This is a genomic window from Bacteroides faecium (assembly GCF_012113595.1).
GTDB lineage: Bacteria > Bacteroidota > Bacteroidia > Bacteroidales > Bacteroidaceae > Bacteroides > Bacteroides faecium.
Genome location: NZ_CP050831.1, coordinates 779,871 through 798,529, shown reverse-complemented (window position 1 = coordinate 798,529; position 18,659 = coordinate 779,871). Strand labels below are relative to the sequence as shown.

Here is an 18,659-nt window from a genome sequence, read left to right as displayed (position 1 = left end):
TACTAGAGTGCTGATTGTAACAATTAGAGGAATGAAAGTCATAAAGTATGTTTATGCTTCCATTCCTCTTTCATAAAGAAGTTCCTAAAAACTTGGTTTTACCTTAATTCTAAAAACTATTAGTTTAATTTGCTAACCTTTACCCAATCCACTTCCATGATGGCAGGTAGGTTAGTATCATCAATAGGACCTGCCCATGAGTCTGCTTTTCCTCCGAGTCCCATGTTCAGGATGATGTAGAAAGAAGAATCTTTAGTGAAAGGCCACTGCTTCATTTCTTCTTCATTTGTCAGTTTGAGGTTCTCATAAGAAAAAGTTTCCTGGTCGTTGACAAAGAATGTAATTTTATTTTCTGTCCATTCAACGGCGTAGATATTCCAGTCCTCGTAGTTGCAAGTTACCGATGTCGAGTTGATAGGGTCTTTGATGTTCAAATCGTAGGTATAGTGGGTATGCACAGTCTGATAAATCACGTCCTCTTGCCGAATGTGCTCCATAATGTCAATCTCACCGCCATTCGGCCAACTGCTGTATAAGGGGGCAGATTTCTGAGGCATTAACCAGATAGCGGGGAAAGCTCCGTCCGGATGATTGGGGATTCTTGCCCTAACTTCAACACGTCCGAAAGTGAAGTCGACCTTACCCATTGACTCGATGCCACCGGCACGATATTCATTGCCTATTTTTTCTGCCTTTAGTATCAGTTTGCCGTCTTCTACATACGCTTGGTCGTAGCTTTCGGACATTTCGTCGCACCAGTCCGATGTTGACCTTTGACAGAGTACCCAACTGTCGGGGTTAGGAATGCCGTTCACGTTGAAATCGTCTATAAAGATAATGTCTCTCAATGTTTCGTCATACTTCGGTAATGCGATGGTGTAAGTCGTCGATTGATTATCTGCGGTGGTGACAGTCACCTTCTGCTCTTTCTGCCAGTTCTGTATAAAAGTGGCAGGATCCGGTGAAATGGTAGCTCCGTCCATAAGTGTATAATCTACGTCGGTGATGACATTCGCATTCTCGAGGGTTCCGATTTCTATCCTGTGGGTGGTCTGGTCTATTTTACCATGATAATAGGAAGTGGTGCCCGTTTGTACGTTATTCACTCCTACGGCAAAAGCCGTAAGCGGATAATTAGTTTTCTTTTGGGTGACATACTTTGTATCATCGTCCAGACATGCAAAGCAGGAGATGCCGATGAATGCCAAGCTCAGTATAAATAATATTTTTTTTTTCATCATACTCTTTTTTTTGTTTTATGTATTATGAGTTTTATAAGCGCTTGCCCGAATAGTTGTCAGGCGGACAAGCGCTTTTGGGCTAAAGAAAGGATCAGTCTCCCCAGTTTAATGGAGCTACGTATTCCCATTTGGTAAATACGAGACTGCCGCTTGTTGCTCTGACAAGGAAGCTTCCGCCGGAACTGAGTTGCGAGAATGGCACTTTCCACGTGTCACTCGTACCGTCCGCATCGCTCACGCCGTCGCTGGTTGCTTTGGCGATTATCTTATCGTTCAGTATCCACTCTGTGTAGAGCCAACTGCCGGTAGGTGTCACACTCTCCTGGAGTTCAAACGACAGCACATTGGGTTGACTGGAATCTACAGTGTGGCGGCAATCAGATCTGTCGTCGAACACATCGCTACACCAAGGTCTTGTACTCAGGAGGGTGGTGTTGTCGGTGACATGGAAACGGAGTTCCACATCTCCCCACATGAAGAAGAGTTCGAAGTTGGCATTGAAAGGTTCGAAATAGAAGTTGTAGCGTCCGGGCATCAAGCTGCCGGGACCGTATTGAGTGCCTAATGTTACGTCCATGCCATGTACTTCAGGACGTTTGGGATTCGCCTGCTTGAACCTCACAGTCTTGGTCAGCGGGGTAGCGCCTTCCGCGGCTTTGGTTGCCAGTATAATTGTCCCTGTACGGACGCTGGAGCCTGTATGTTCGGATACTTTGATTACCAACTCTTCGGAACCGGAGAAGGACGTTTTCTCGAAGTCGTACCATGTGTCATCCAGCTCATTCTCTTTATAGACAGTCCATTCCGCATTGGACTCTACGGAAATCCGTAATTCCTGTTCCTGCTCGTAAATGGCAAACCATTTGCCGTTCTCAGGTGTTTCCGGTGTCAGCAACACACCGTCTTGTGTACATCGCACTTCCGTGGCAACTTTTCCGTGGCGGTCGTAGATGGTTACTACACCCGTTCTCATTTCACCTGTGTTGGGAGTTGCTTCTACTGTAATCTGTCCGTTTTGCTCACCTTCAATTTTTCCGTTGCTACCTCGGACAGAGAGCCAGATGTCGCCTTCTGTCACTTCGGCACTCCACTTTTGGTTACTGAGTACGTTGAATGTCATAGCGTCGCCCTCTTGGTTAATCATTTCCACGCCTTCTAGATTCAGATAGGCTGTACCTTTCTGAGTGAGCACAAAGCGCTTGCCTGTCCAATAGTCGCTTTTGATGTGAATAGTGTCTGTGCGGTCATCCAATGCGGTATTCTCTTTGCAGGTAACAGTTACCGTATAAGTCTTACCCGCTTCACCTGTTGCAGGTGAGAGGGTATACCAATCATATTTCCCGAAGACTTCCCATGGGTCTGTGGACTTGACCTCGAAAGAGAACGGCTTCGGATTGGAGGCTTCAACCACGTAAGAGTCTTCTACTCTATAGCGCAGGTCTACCCACTTCTCTGCTTTTTCCTCTTCGCAGCTCTGCAATAGGAAACCTGTTGCAGGCAATGCTAAAAGAAGTAAGGCCTGATATATTGTTTTATGTATAATTGATTTCATATTCACTTTATGTTTTTAGTGTTATTCATAGGATTCAAAGTTGATAGACTTGAATGTCATCGTACAAACTTGGTCTGCTTCCATCTCAAATCCAAAATAGAACTGATGTCCGCCAAATGATGGATTCTCCGAATAATAGTCAGGCTTTCCTCTATGACGTGTTACCTCTTTACCATTGACATACATTACAATGCATATTTTTCCTTCATTCTCCGGATCATCCTTGGCTTCTATGGCAACTGATTTAACATCACTCATACTTAGACCAAAATTTTCCAGTCTGAAAGCAGAATCTGTCCAATCCCATTGTGCCCACAATTCAGAAGCTTGATTTGCAGATTCTGGCCTTAACCAAGCGTGGATGTAACTAGTTCCGTCACCGAACGACCATGTATCTCCGTTCATATCAAACGCGGAATTACTGTCCGGCATATCTATCTTGTCAAATTCCCAGGTGATTTTTCCTTTCCTAAGTCCGAAATTATTTACATATCTGGATGAACCTGTACTTTGGATAGTGGCATATCCTGTCACCGGATCAACCGTCTCCTCTCCTCTGTTTAGAGACATATTTCTGGGTTGTGTCACTTCAATAGGTACACCTTCAAATCCCGGAACATTCATCTTAGGATACAACAGGATGTGTCCGGTACGCGGGACGAATAAGTTGTTAAACGTAGTGGAAAGTTTTAACTGATTACCGTCTGCTTCTGCACTCAGCCATTCTTTGTATTCAGCCGGAATTTCTATTTTCCATTCTACACTAGAGTTGATTTCTATGGTTTTCTCTTCACCTTCTCCGCTCATAGTGTTAACGGCATCTTCTTCATTTTTGGTCTCAATCACAATACCGTCTTGCGTAATAGTAAACGTCTCCTCTTGGAAAGCAGTTTTTACGGTCATTTCTGCACTTCTTATCGCTCCTGTATTTTGGGGTACAATAATGGTGATAGTCTCTTTTTCACCGTTCTCATTTCCCGTACCGGACATTTTATCGATATTCTCGAGGAATTGTGTAGTGGTAATGATTTCCCATGGCTTGTTGGAGATAATATTGAATGAAATCATGCCTCCTTCGGTAGGAACGATATCCGTAGGACGAATTACCACCAAATCTTCTTTCGAAGCCTGTTCGATATTCACCACCTTAGTTCCTTCGATGCCTTCCGCCTTGATAGTCAGCCGGGCTGTACGCTTTTGCTTTCCTATATTATTTTCAAGCGTTACTACAATCTCCGAAACCAGTGAACTTGCCGCACTCATAGAGGGAGTAGGCTTGCACCACTGTTGGTCACTTTCAATAGTCCATGGTGTGTTGGAACTGATATTAAAAACGATGTTACTTGGGGAAGTAGCCAAAGCAGTGTAAGACTCCAGAGCATCTATCTGGATGTTGAGAGGGCCTTCCGGCTGTGAGTCGATATCGAACTCCTGACATGCTACAAGACTGAATGTGCACAATGCAAAAATCAGTTGCAATAATGTGTTGTTATATAACTTTTTCATATATCTTAGTTTATATTGGATTAGACAATAAATTACCATCCTGTGTTTTGAGGACTCAAGTTTGTATTCTTATATAATTCGCTTTGAGGTATCGGATAGAGATACATACAGTCTCTCCACGTACGGCTTTCATAAAGGTTTTTATAAAAATTCAGCGTACCGTTCTGTCGTTTCTCAATCTTTACTCCGTACAGTTCGCGTTGGGTAGTATCAGCAATCTTCCATCTGCGTATATCCCAAAAACGGTGATCCTCGAAAGCAAACTCTACACGCCATTCGTTATACAGACGCTCCATGAACTCATCTTTTCCCATAGAGGTGAGCAGCGGCATATCGGCATTCTTTCTTACTTCGTTGATAGCCCACAATGCTGAATATGTATAAGTTTCATCGGTATAGTCGACATCATTGAATGCGTTAACCATAGATTCTGCATAGGTGAGCAAGGTTTCCGCATAACGGTAGATTGCCCAATGGTGTTTGTTGGCCGACTCCTTGCCCGGTTCAAAACTGGTACCTTCCTGGATATACCGGCGCAGGAAATAACCGGTGGGCGAACCGCCTTCCGACACAATACCGTCATCGATACCCCCTTTGAAAGTTTCTATCGTACTTTCCTTAAATGTCATCCCATTGGCAAGAATCGTGCGATAAAAGCGTTTGTCACGGTTCTCATAAGGAGCTTGCGGATTGAAGTCAGGGTCATCGCAAGCCCAGCCGGTGTTTTCCAGTGTCACTTTGTAACCGTTGGCGGTTTCAAAGGCGTCCACCAGATTCTGCGATGGGAAGTTGCTGTAAGCAATCATAGATGTCCGTGCTCCGTAGGTGAAACGGAGAGGAAAATTATATCTCTCGAAGTCCGTCGTTTCGGTATTGAGTCTCATCAGTACGACCTCTTTTGATTGAAAGTTATTGGCGCTTTCTTGACCGTCAAGAGAGTAAAGTCTTGTATTGATGATATCCAGTGATGCTTTGGCGGATTGCTTCCACAACTCGGTATCCATAGATGGATTATGTAAGCGACTGGCTGCGTACAACAATGCTTTTGATTTTACTGCCATCGCAAAACCTTTGGTTACCCTGCCGATTTCTGCTCCCGGTTCATCTACATAATCATCCGGTAGGTTATTGGCAGCTTCATCGCATTCGCTGGCAATGAATTTAACCACTTCAGCAAACGGTGTTTTGCCAATCGTGTTCGCCTCTTCTTCTGTAAGCACTTCCAGTGGCATGGCGATGTCCCCATAGCGACGTGCCAGTTCAAAGAAGTAGTGTGCACGCAATACTCTGGCTTCAAAAGGGAAGTATCTCAATTGTTTCATCCAGTTCTGATACTGTCCGCCGCTGTGTTCATAACGTGTAAAGTCTACTTGTGCAATCTCTGTGAGAAAACTATTGGCGGCACGGATGCCACGATAGAGCGTCCAAGCGTCGTCATACGTTTTGATAGGTGACCAATTGCCGTTGTTCGCGTTTTGGATGTTGGCGGCGTAAGCTCCGAACTCACCGTCGTCTGAGGCACAGTCGCGCATGGAATAACTCTCTTCGGAAAAGATTCCTTCGGTAGCAAAAAACGTATATCCTTGCGGCATGTATGAGTATACGTGAGACAGCATATCTTTGCTTGTGCCGAAATACTTATACATGTCTTCTTTTGTCTTCAAACCATCTGTTTCATCAAAGTCGAGATAATTGCACGAAGCAAAGATCAGCGAAGACAAAATGGTTAAGATGATGTATTTGGTTTTCATAATGTTCATTTACTTTACATTAAAAATTAAGTTTCACACCCGCCCAATAACTTCTTGTCGACGGATAAGCGATACCAAGCTGTTCCGGGTCGGCAAAATGGATGTTATCTAGCGAGAACAGGTTAGTGCCCTGCACGAATACTCGTAAATCGGCAAAGCGGGTCTGAGATTTCGGGAACGTATAAGCTATCAGCAGGTTGCGTAACTTCAGGAACGAACCATCTCGGTACCACAATGAACTGGCACGGTAGTTGTTCCGGTTTTCCTGTGTAGTCAGTCTTGGCATAGTAGCTATGGCTTTGTTCTCCGGTGTCCAGCAAACTTCCTCGTTCAGGAAAGTGTTCGAGATGTTTCCGTTGTCCACAAGCGGGCGGTAAAGCGGGCTGTCAAGTAGGGAGACCGTTACGCCTGTCATTCCCTGGAAGTCGGCGGAGAGTTCGAATCTTTTATAAGATAAATTCAGATTGAACCCGAAGTAGAAACGCGGAAGTGAGGAGCCGAACATTTTTACCACATCTTTTTCGTCAATGCGGTTATCACCGTTCTGGTCTTTATATTTCACGTCACCGGGAGCGATATCTGAGAATGTTTGCTGCGGACTATTGTTGATTTCCTGCTGGCTGTTGAAGAATCCTATCGCTTCCAGACCGTACATTTGTCCCACACGGTTGCCTTTGGTGTACAGGTAATCGTACTCTTGATAGGCTTGGTTTACATTGACTACTTCCGAGTTCAAGTATGACATGGTTGCTCCGATGCTGTAATGGAAATCACCGGCTTTGTCGTTCCAGTTCAAAGAGGCATCAAATCCTTTGTATTTATAGATTCCTTCGTTCACTTGCCCCACTGTGACACCGATGATGCCGGACGTGGAGTTGGCACCGGACACAAGTATGTCCGAACGTTTTTCGTAGAAACCTTCCACAGTGGCGCCCAACCGGTTGTTGAAAGCGGAAAGGTCAAACCCGAAAGTTGCTTTTTGGGATTTTTCCGCTACTAGTCCGACTACCGGTAAATTACCTTCACTACCACCTGAAACGCTTCCGGCATTCTCACCGAAGTTATAACCGGCAGCGTAACCGTATGACTGGCGCCATAATTCGTGGCTCAGATTTCCATCCCAACCGGATAGACCATAGGAAGCACGAATCTTGAAGAGATTAATCGGAGTTATTTTCTCCATGAATGCTTCGTTGGATACGATCCAGGCAGCAGATACGGCAGGATAGTTCGTGAATTTGTCTCCATCCGGCAAGTAAGCCGAGCCGGAACGGTTGAATACGGCATTGAGTGTATAACGGTCGTCGTAAGTATAAGTGGCATTCACTAAAACCGACAGGTTCTTTTGTGAATTGTTTCTGCCGTTTCTATTTACTGACTGCATGTCGTAAATCAATGCTCCTCCTATCCGGTGTTTGTCAAAGATACGGTTATAGTCCGCTTTTGCCTGGAAGTTACTTCTGAACAACAACTTTTCAAAAGGCTGGCTGTGTCCTAGGGTTTCGGAGTCAGTGCCCCAAATAGTCGGTGTCGTTATCAATGTGCCGTCATCGGCAATGCTGGCTCCGGTATTCATATATCGGTAACCTTTGCTGCTGGTTTCGTACATTCCGCCGATGTTATCAAAAGATATGGCCGCTTCAAGTGCTAATCCCTTGGTCAGCATATCCAGTTCCTGGCGGACGCTCAAGTCCGCGAGCAGGCTTCCGTAGACATTACGGATATGTCCGTAATGTTTCAGCAGGGCAACCGGGTTTTTGTCTCCGTAGACTGAACTTCCTCCAAAGATGCCGTTTTCATGACGGATGGGGAATGCCGCCGAAGGAATGCCGTAAATGTCATTGAAAATGGCGTTGCGCCCGTAACGGGTTCCCCGGAGCTCTTTCAATTTCCCTGCGATTCCGAGTTTCAGATAAGTACTTTTAGTCACGTTCACGTCCAGATTGGTACGTACAGTCAAGCGTGTATCTGTGGGGGTGGTGTCATAACGTGTGTCTTCCGTATTTTTCTTCAGCATCGAACGGTCACGATAGTAATCTACTACCGTATAGAAACGGAACTTTTCGCTACCTCCGCTGAATGCCATTTTTAGGTTGTGTGTAAATCCGGTTTTGTTCAACGTTTCGTTCCACCAGTCTACGTTCGGATAGTCATACGGATAGATACCTGTGCGGAAAGCATCCAGTTCCTGGGTGTTGTAGCGTGCGGACAGACCATCTCCACTCAGTGCGTTGTTGATAGCGTTTGCATATGTATAGGCATCTGCAAAGTCCGGAGAACGGAACTGGGTGTTGACACCGAAGTTATAGTCTACTTTCACTTTTAGTCCGTTGCTTGTGCCGCGTTTGGTCGTAATCAGTATTACACCGTTTGCACCGCGCATACCATAGAGGGCAGCAGCAGCGGCATCCTTTAACACATAGCACGATTCGATTTCCATAGAACTGATGTCGGTAATGTCGCGGGGAAAACCGTCGATTAGTACCAACGGAGCATGGCCGTGTATGGAGAGAGAAGAAACGTTGTCGGCTGACGAGCCTGTACCCTGATATACGTTCAGTCCTGCCACTTTTCCATACAGTGCTTTGCTGATGTCTATGTGCGGAGACTTTTCGAAAGCAGAAGCATTGACTCCGCTGACAGAATAACTACTGGTTCGGGAAGATACGTTCATCCGGTATCCTATGTTCAGGGTATCAGCCAGTTGCATATCCGAGGCCGCTGCCGGTGTCTGCGCATGTAGAGCTACCGAACCTCCCAGGAGCAGAGTGGTTAATATATAGTTTATTTTATTCATTGTTCAATAGAATATAAGTTTGCATATCAATTTACCAACCCGGATTCTGGGTCATTCCATATCTTTTGTTGATTTCCTCTTGAGGTATTGGAGCCAGATACCACTTGGTATCCCAATTGTCCGCCCAATAACGGTCGTTCAGTTCTACTTTCTCAAAAGTGAACGCTGTAGGATTGTGCTGGTCGTTACCCCTGCTTCTCAGTCCGTACAGTTGTTTCTTGAAATCGTTTTCACGACCTCTGCGAACAAGGTCGAACCAACGTACCTCTTCAAATCCCAGTTCTAACGCTCTTTCTCTCAGTACGGCTTCCAGGAACTCATCGTGATTCATGTTTTTGGGAAGTTCGGATAGGCCTACTCTCTTCCTCACGTCATTTACCATCTTGTAGGCTTCATCGTTCGGGCGCTTGTTCACTTCATTGAGCACTTCCGCATATCCCAACATGATTTCCGGCAGACGGGTGTGAGGCCACTGTATCGGTCCTTCACGGTCACTGTTCTCTTGCAGGATGAACTTCATGGTCATGAATCCGCTGCCGGCTTTGTAATTGGGATGGTTGAGATGGACGGGAGCGACTGTTCCATCACAATAGGTGTCTCCGGGACAAGCCACATTTTCATACAGACGCGGGTCGCGGGTAGGTTCCATATCACCTACGGTAAAGAAAGGTTGACGGGAAGGAGACTGCCAGTCGAAGTCTTTCGGGAAATCGGTTCCGTCCGCCCAAGAGAACATATCGACATAGTTTAATGTGGGAAGGTAACCCCAGGGGCGGCTGTCGATATACTCCCAAATAGTGTTGGCATCATATCCATGACGGGTGGAGATCAGTATTTCCGTACCGCCGCGATTGTAGTATGCCCGGCGATAGGCAAGGCGTCTTGCCCGGTGCGTCTCTTCCCCCGGCTGGATCAGCGAGTATCCGCCTTGTCTTTGCACTTCCGCAAAGAAAGCCTCGCCTGCTGCTTTTGCAGTTTCCCAACGCTGGATGCTATAGTTGCCGTAGCAGGTATATTCGTCCGCTTGGGGATGCCATTTTTTGTCTGAGTTGAACGTGGGGCTGGCAGCCCATTGCAGCACTTTGAATTTCAGTGCCATGGCTCCTGCCTTGGTCATACGTCCGTCATCCGCATCATCCTGTTTCCATTTTAAGTTAGAATTGATGACCTCGTCGAGCAAAGCTACAATCTTCTCCACGGTTTGTGCGAATGTGATGCGGGGAAAGTTCATTTCTTCGTTAACATCCACATAGTGGTCTATCCATGTCACGCCACCTACGTAGCGAAGCATCTCGAAGTAGCAAAGGGCTATTACGGTTTTCGCTTCAGCGATACGTTGGCTCTTCTCACTATCCGACATGTCAGGTACGTTCCTTACGTTCTCAATATAGCACCAGGCGTAGCGGATAGCAGTCCAGTCTGCTTTGCTTCCGTAACGGTATGCGGCACTTCGGGGAACATTGGTGGGACTGAGCGCTCCGTTATAATAGAGTTTCAGAGGACCGTCATTGATGTTGTCACGGAAGCTGTAACATAAGTCGGTAAGGGATTCGAGAATGTTTACGCCCAACTTCCAGTCGGAAGTACTGGGCAATCCGTAAGGCAATCCGGTGTATGCTTTCGTCAGTACCTTTTCTGCGTTTATTTTCGAAGAGAACATTTCTTCGGTGGTGGCTCCGGAACTTTCGGGCTGGTTGCTCAGAAATTTATCCCCGAAGCTGATTTCAGAGCAGGAAGAAGCCATCAGCAGGCATCCTAGTGCCATGAATCCTTTTAGTATACTATTCATAAAGTTGTTCTTTTAGAAGTTAAGATTTAAACCAAAACTGTACACCTTAATCAGCGGATACTCTCCATAGTTGTCGGGGTTGCTTTCCGGGTCAAGGTATTTGAGCGGTGAGAAAGTCAGCAGGTTATAGCCGCTGAAGTTGAATCCGAGCGAAGTAAGTCCCAGTTTCTTCAGGAATTTCTTTCCGGTGAGCGTGTAGCTGAGGCTCAGACTTTTCAGACGGAGATAAGAAGCGTCTGCCAGCCAAAGGGTAGAGGGTTCGGAGTTCCAACTTTCCGAAGTTTCCGATGCACGCGGATAAACAGCACCCTGTTGGTTCTCCTCTGTCCAGCAACCATCATAAAAGTAGGTCAGCAGGCCGCGTTTCCCGGCGTTGGTATACGGGATGCGGTATTCGATTTCATACATTCTGTTGACATTCTTGGAGCCTACCCACTGCATGGAGAGGTCAAAGCCTTTCCAATTGAAACCCATGTTCATGCCGAACACATATTCCGGACGAGTGGCAAAGCCGGTCACGCATTTGTCATTACCGTCTACGACATGGTCACCGTTCAGGTCGGCATACATGGCATCACCCGGATATACCTTTACGGAAGGTTGTGGAAGCTCCGGATTCAGAACCAGCTCACCACCAGCATTAGTTGTAAAGTCGCTGTACTGATAGAGACGGACAAAGTTATACAACCCACTGTAACGTCCGGTAGACCCGCCGGTTTGGTTCATATAGGCGAATTGCTTGGGCACCTCGTCCATATAGAGAATCTTGTTGCGGGCAAAGGAGACATTGCCGTCTATGTAATAGCTGAAATTCTTGCCTATCCTGTCATGCCAGCCCAGGGAGATTTCGTAACCGTGATTGTTCACCTTACCTATATTAAGGTTGGGAAGAGAGGTTGCGATAATGCTTGGAGTGGACTCGGGAGAGATCAGAATACCCGTGCGGTGTTCGATAAAGTAGTCGAAAGTGGCGGACAAACGGCTGTTGAAGAACTTAACATCGATACCGTAATTCTGTTTTTCCGCAGTTTCCCAAGTCACTTCCGGATTACCCATACTTGAGATGGCAGATGCCGATTGGGATATGGGATTATTAGTACCAAAACTATAACTTCCGGAGCCGCCCCATACGGCAGGCATATACATAAAACGGGAATCTACGCCCTTGTCGTTACCTACACGTCCCCAGGAAGCTCTGAGTTTCAAGTAATCTACTACCTTCTGGTTTTCCATGAACTTCTCGGCTGTGGCTATCCATCCGGCTGAGAATGAGGGGAAAATACCGAAACGTGTACTGCCCGGAGCAAAGTTTTCCGAACCGTTATAACCTACGTTTACATCGAACAGATATTTGCTTTGATAAGCATACGTGGCACGTCCCACCAGTCCTACATAGTTGCGCGGCAGATAAGTGTAGCTGTCCGGATAGTAATTGCGGGATTGGTTGTACAAGATGAGGCCGGATACTTTATGGTCACCGAATGTCCGGTCGTAGTTGATACGCCCTTCGAGGTACCAGTTTTGTGCACGTCCACTACTTTCCGAATAGGTCAGCGGGGTGTCGCTGCCGGAAGGAACAAAAATGTGTGTCTTATCATAATCGGGGTCGGTTTGTGGCATATTTCCGTTTGAGTCAAAGTAAGACTGATAGTATACCGTCTGTGATTCTATGGCTCCTCCGGCGCGTTCCTTATATAATTTGAACTGATTGTCGTAGGCTCCTTTTACGGAAACACTCAGTCCCGGAGTGACGAAATCCAATTTCTGCGTGATGTCCAGGTCCATATTCAGCGTTGTGTCATATGTTTGGTTGTATCCTTTTCCATAGAACACGAACATGCCATCGCGCATTACTTCTCCCAAAGGTACCAGATCATCGGGAACCAATGTGCGTACTCCGTTGATAAATCCCGGTCCGGCAAACGGATGCGACCATATCTGCGCTATCACCCAGGCATTGGGGTCGTTACCCGTACCCGACTGAACGTCGCGTGGTTCTTGTATCTTGCCTAGCACACCGCCTACACCCAGTTTCATGGTAGTGGTCTTGGTCAGGTTTGCGTCGATATTGGCACGATAGTTATAGCGGTTGTAGCGATAGTTGTTGTCATACAACTGTCCGGGAAGTTCTTTCAGAAGTCCGTTCTGATAGGTATAGCCTACCGATACGAAATACCGCACGTTGTCGTTGCCACCGGAAATATTGACATTGTTCTGACTTTGGAGATAGAGGTTATGAAAAATGTACTTCTTCCAGTCCATATTAGGGTACATGAGAGGGTCGGAGCCTGTGCGATAGGCCTCTATCTGTTCCGGAGTAAAGTAAAGTTTGGGATTGGTGACATGATCCATTTCCTGCTTCATGTTCCAGAACCGGGCAAATTCGTAACTTCCTGTCTGCTCTACCAGGGAAATGGGCTGTTGCAAGCCTAGTTTGGTGCTAGCGGAAATTTGTGTCTTTCCTGATTTCCCTCTACGGGTAGTAATCAATATGACACCGTTGGCACCTCTTACTCCAAATACTGCTGTAGAAGAGGCGTCTTTCAGCACGGAGATAGTTTCCACCTCATTGGGGTCGATTTGCGAAAAGGCACGTTCTACGCCATCTACCAGAACTAAGGGTTTGGATTGTGAGTCGTTCAGTGAACCGACACCCCGTACGTAGATGGCGGCAGCGTCCTTACCCGGTTGGCCGGTAGTCTGTACGGAAGATACCCCCGGCAATGCACCGGCAAGAATGTTTGTGATACTTGTTGCCGGTGATTTAATCAACTCCTTGTTGTCAATAGAGGAGACAGCACTCGTAAGCATTCTCCTGTCCTGATTACCGTAGGCGATGGCTACCACTTCTACTTCACCGAGGTTTTGCGAGTCTTCTTTCAGGCTGACTGTAATAAATGTCCTGTCTCCCACTACAATTTCTTGGGGTACATACCCGATAAAAGAGATGTTCAATACCGACTTTCTGTTTGGGACGACGATTGTAAAGTTGCCGTCGAAATCTGTAATAGCTCCTATGCTTGTGCCCTTTACAGTCACATTAGCACCGGGAACGCCTTCTTTTAGTGTTTCATCTGTTACTCTACCTTTGATAGTAATGCCTTCTGGGGGTAAGGCATACATCATTGGTATGAACAAAAGAAACATAATAAGAAAACGGAATCTTAAATTACGCGCGTTTCTCATACTGTTTAATTTAATTAGGTTAATAATGAAAGATTAATAATATGTTAAGTTAATAATCGGCTTGATTTAAAGTAAGGTCAACACTTGATGCATTTGTTGGCTTTTAACAATACTGCAAAGTTAGATGAGGAGTGGAAAATGGATGTGCAATATTCACCAAATAAGGTGCACAAAAAGCTATAAAACGGCTTGTGATGGGGTAGACAGCTATTTTCTGAAATTGTTGGTGGGAAAGGAATATGTTGTTGTCTCCCAATTGAGGAAGTTATATAATAGCTCTGCCGGCTTCATGTATGTACATGTATTTTGTAGTGGCTTTGGCTCTTGAGAAAAAGATATTGTCTAAGGATCGACTACTCAATAATAGATTCTGGATTTTCTTTCACTTTTTTGAGAAATTCGGTAGGCAGCATGCCGAATTGTTTCTGGAAACATTTGGCAAAATAGGAAGAGGAACTGAACCCGACAAGGAATCCTATTTCAGTCACCCTGTATTCACCTTCCACCATCATCCGGCAGGCTTTCTTCAACCGGGTGATTTTGATAAAGTCATTGGGAGTCATCCCGATAATTCCTTTGATTTTAGTGAATACTGATGTACGGCTCATGCCAAGCTCCTGTGCCAGTGTGCTGACGGAGAATTCCGAATCTTCGATATTATTCAATATAATATCCGTGCACTTATTCATAAACTCTTCATCCAGTTTGTTGTGAACCGCCGAGTGCAAGTCGGACAATGGAGTGGAAGCATACGTTTTCTGTTGCTTTTCCCTCTTCTTTAGCAGATTGCGCAATTGCGCTTTCAGATGGAAAGGAGAAAACGGTTTCTCTATGTAGGCGTCGGCACCGGATTCCAGTCCTTTTATCTTGCTTTCCGTGTCCGTCTTTGCGGTAAGGAGAATGACGGGGACATGGGAGATGTTGATATCCGTTTTGATTTTGCCGCACAACTCGAATCCGTCCATCTCTTCCATCATCACATCGCTGATGATAAGGTCTATGTTATTCTTTTCAAGAATCAATAAAGCCTCTTCGCCGCTTGATGCGGAGATGACAAAATACTCCTCGGACAATATCTTGGAGAGGAAATCAAGAATTTCCGGATTGTCGTCTACTACCATCACGGCGTACTGCTTCTTTATCGGTTCGTCCGGCAAGACGGTTTCCGGCTCGCCTTCTTCCGCGTTGTTTTCTGTGATAATCGTATCTTCTACCCGTTTCATGGGTGGGGCGACACTGACGGCGGCTTGTTTGGGGAAGTGCACGGAAATGGCAACCCCGCTTTTGCCGTCTTCCCTGTCTTTAGCTTCAATCTTGCCATTCATCAGTTGGATAAGGGAGCGTGTCATGTGCAGTCCGATACCGATTCCCAGTTTATTCAGTTCGCTGTTGTTCTTGACCTGGTAAAAAGCATCGAATATTTTGGTCTTCTCCTGGTCGGTGATACCGATACCGTCGTCTGTGACGGTAATTATTATTTCGGAATCATTTTCCGCCGCAGTGACGCTAATCCTACTTTTGGCGTATTTCAGGGCATTGCTTAACAGGTTGCTGATAATCTTGGTGAATGCCTCTTCATCTGTGACCATAGTCATCTTTTCGGAGATTGATGAAATATCAATGCTTATTTTCTTTTGTCTTGTAGACAATTCGAAGATGCAGGTGACTTTGGCTATTGTGTCTTTCACCCGGTAAGAGTCATAAGACAGTTTGTAAGCTCCCGAATCCACTTTCCGGAAGTCCAGAAGTTGGGTGACGAGTGCGTACAGGCGTTTATAGTTCTGTTCGATGATACTCAGGTATTCTCCGTAGACATTGTTGATGCTCGTGGTCTTCATCAGATATTCCAGCGGACCGATGATAAGGCTCAACGGAGTTCGTATTTCGTGGGCGATGTTGGTGAAGAAATCAATCTTCGCGTTATATAGTTCCTTTTCCTTTTCATCATTCAACCTTTTCATGCGTGCTTTCTGCCGTTTTTCCGTGCGCTTGATGTAATACCATACAGTGAGTAACAGTATAATCAGCAGCATAATTGCATAAATAATATATGCCAGTTGCGACTGGAGAAATGGCGGCAGCACTTTGATTTTTAGTTGGATCTCGTTGCTGCTCCATATTTTGTCGCTGTTGGTCCCCTTGATTCTTAACACATATTCGCCGGCAGGAAGGTTGGCATAAGAAAGATGATTGTTGATTCCTTTAGTGAATTGCCAACCGCTGTCCAAGCCTTCCAGCATATATTGGTAGTTGTTTTCTTTAGGGGCGATATAGCTGAGAGCCGCAAAGTCGAATCCTATCATGGACTGGTTGTATTCCAGAATGATTTCATCCGTATATCCGATAGACCGTTGGATAGGCGAGTCGGGTATATTAGCCTGTACTTCCTTTCCGAAAATGGTCATGTTGGTGAGAACAACAGGCGGATTGTATGTGTTTTCACGCAAATCCTGTGGAAAGAAATAACAGAAGCCGCCCGTTGATCCCAGGAATAATTTCCCGTCAGAAGATTCAACTCCCGAACGAGGCGTAAACTGCTCATTATAAAGTCCGTTTGATTTGGAGTAAGTTTTCAGATATTCCGTGTCGGGATTATATACGGCAAGTCCTTTATTAGTACTAATCCATAATAAATCTCCTTTGGGGATGATAGAAGTGATGATTTTGTTGGGCAGTTCCAAATGGTCATATCGGGTGAAGTTGTCCGAATCTTCATTATATCTGCATAATCCTTGTCCGTAAGTCCCTACCCACAGTCGTTTTCTGTTGTCGATAGCTAATGTGGTAATCACATTTTTAGTGATTGAATTCGGGTTGTCCGAGCGTTGATAGGCGGTGGTTTTCCCGGTCTTGATGTTGTATGAGTAAAGACCGCTGATGCTTGTTCCTATCCATATTTTTCCGTGATAGTCTTCTATGATAGCAGATATTCTGCCTGCAAAAGACCCCATTCTGGTAAAATTCTTTTGTTCGGGATTATAGCAGCAGATACCGTTGGAAGTACCTACGTAGATGCATCCGTTGCTGGCTTTATATAATATGAAAACTCGGGAAGAGGATATGGATGTTGAATCTTCCGGATTATACAGGTAGCTTTCCACTTTTCCGGTTTTTAAATCAAATACTTCCAATCCCCGTCCATAAGTGGCGGCATACAACTTGTCACCGTCTACCAGCAGGTCATGTATGCAATAGTAAGTAGTACCTATACTTGCCGCATCCCGGAAGGGCATGATTTCCTGTGTCTTGGCGTTGAACCGGAAAATTCCGTTATCGTCAGTTCCTATCCAGTATTGATCGTCCTTACCTTCTTTTATTACATTCACTACCTTTCCTGCCTGTGCGGTAGTCGATAATGAGCAACTATAATATTTGAAGTTATTCTGAAAAGCCGAATAAAACTTGATGCCGTCGAAATAAGACCCCAACCACAGGCTTTCTTCCTTATCTATATAAATAGAATAGATAAACTTATTCGCTCCGGTTCTTATCTTAAGATTCGGATTGTCGGATTGTATGATTTCTCCTTTGTCTGCCTTGAAGATTCCTATGCCGTTATCGGACGAGATAAATAACTCTCCCGGCCGGTATTCTTTAATATCGTGAATATGGTATAATAGGTTGTTCGGACTTTTATCCTGATAATTGGTAAATGTCCGTGTTGCGGGATTAAACAAGTCGAGCCCGTTCTGGAAAGTTCCTATCCACAGGTTGCCGTGTGAGTCCTCAAAGATTTTCTGGATAGAGTTATCCGATAAGCTGTCGGGCAGATTACTTCTTTTGTAAGTGATGAATGTATTTCTGTGTTTGTCGAAGCAGCATAACCCTTCCGAATACGTGCCTATCCATATATTCTGTTTACTGTCTTGTTGCAATGTCATCAGAATATCCTGTGAGATACAATTCGATTTTCCGGGAATGTTCCGATAGACCCGGAGACGGATTTCATCATTAGGAGAAAACCGGTAAAGCCCTTTGCCGTTTGTCGCAATCCACACTTCTCCGTCATTGTCTTCTATCATGTCGACAACATAAGTCTGTATCGTCTCCCCCGTTTCTGTTTTCGCGTTGAAAGGCCTGAATGTATCCGTCTGGGAATCATAAATGACAATGCCGCTATCCAGTCCGATCCACATTTTACCCCTGCGGTCAATAAATATCTTCTTGACGCTGTTGCTCGTCGTGGCGTTGATATATTCTGATAAATAGTAATTCTTGAATTTGATTCCGTCGAACCGGCTCAGTCCGTCGTCCGTACCGAACCACATGAAGCCGCATGAATCCTGAAGGATACTATATACTCTGTTGGCAGCCAGCCCGTCGTCCATCGTGTATGAAGTGGAGAAAATGCGCTGTGCATTCACAACGAATGTGTGCATACACAGGATTTGTACGACTATCAGAAGGAGTAGTTTTTTCATGGGAGAATCGTTTAATCCGTATTGTTTTCATTTAGTATAGGACAATATTATGAAGAATAAGTAGCAAAAACAAATGATACACAATCTTTTTGGCGCTGAAAAAGAACTTTTGAGAGTGAACGAAAATATCGTTCAAATCTTGGATAATTATTGGTGAATATTCATTGTTGGGGTACATGGTTATTGCTTGGTGAATGTAACATAGGTACTATTATTGTTTTTTTGTATGATATTGTTCGTGCTCTACCGATATTTCGGCTATTTTTGCTACTGATTCAAATTCTTATTTTTTATATATCCTTTAATCACAGCTAACTTAAATTCTTATTTAAAATTTAATACTATGTCGAGATTCTTATTTATTGTGTTACTCATATGGGTTTGTTGCTCTTGTACTTTTCTGCACAGGAATAATA

At 45.0% G+C, this 18,659-nt stretch carries 8 protein-coding genes; all 8 read right to left on the bottom strand.

Annotated elements, in window-relative coordinates:
• Positions 1-119: 119 nt before the first annotated feature.
• Complete coding sequence (locus tag BacF7301_RS03095) at positions 120-1,241, bottom strand: DUF4971 domain-containing protein (RefSeq protein WP_167960096.1); 1,122 nt, start codon at positions 1,239-1,241, stop codon at positions 120-122.
• A gap of 91 nt (positions 1,242-1,332) precedes the next feature.
• Positions 1,333-2,793, bottom strand: coding sequence for a BACON domain-containing protein (locus BacF7301_RS03090; protein WP_167960094.1), 1,461 nt, complete (start codon positions 2,791-2,793; stop codon positions 1,333-1,335).
• Positions 2,794-2,814: 21 nt separating this feature from the next.
• On the bottom strand, positions 2,815-4,299 hold the full coding sequence (locus BacF7301_RS03085) for a BACON domain-containing protein (protein ID WP_167960092.1): 1,485 nt from the start codon (positions 4,297-4,299) through the stop codon (positions 2,815-2,817).
• A gap of 32 nt (positions 4,300-4,331) precedes the next feature.
• The gene (locus tag BacF7301_RS03080) at positions 4,332-6,050 is read right to left on the bottom strand and encodes a RagB/SusD family nutrient uptake outer membrane protein (protein WP_167960090.1); all 1,719 of its coding nucleotides are present in this window, start codon (positions 6,048-6,050) and stop codon (positions 4,332-4,334) included.
• A gap of 19 nt (positions 6,051-6,069) precedes the next feature.
• Positions 6,070-8,847 (bottom strand): SusC/RagA family TonB-linked outer membrane protein, encoded by a 2,778-nt coding sequence (locus BacF7301_RS03075; protein ID WP_167960088.1) that lies wholly within the window; start codon positions 8,845-8,847, stop codon positions 6,070-6,072.
• A 31-nt stretch (positions 8,848-8,878) separates the two neighbouring features.
• Positions 8,879-10,636 (bottom strand): RagB/SusD family nutrient uptake outer membrane protein, encoded by a 1,758-nt coding sequence (locus BacF7301_RS03070; RefSeq protein ID WP_167960086.1) that lies wholly within the window; start codon positions 10,634-10,636, stop codon positions 8,879-8,881.
• Positions 10,637-10,648: 12 nt separating this feature from the next.
• Positions 10,649-13,822 (bottom strand): SusC/RagA family TonB-linked outer membrane protein, encoded by a 3,174-nt coding sequence (locus tag BacF7301_RS03065; protein ID WP_167960084.1) that lies wholly within the window; start codon positions 13,820-13,822, stop codon positions 10,649-10,651.
• 353 nt (positions 13,823-14,175) lie between these two features.
• On the bottom strand, positions 14,176-18,243 hold the full coding sequence (locus BacF7301_RS03060; RefSeq protein WP_245208327.1) for a hybrid sensor histidine kinase/response regulator transcription factor: 4,068 nt from the start codon (positions 18,241-18,243) through the stop codon (positions 14,176-14,178).
• Positions 18,244-18,659: the final 416 nt, after the last annotated feature.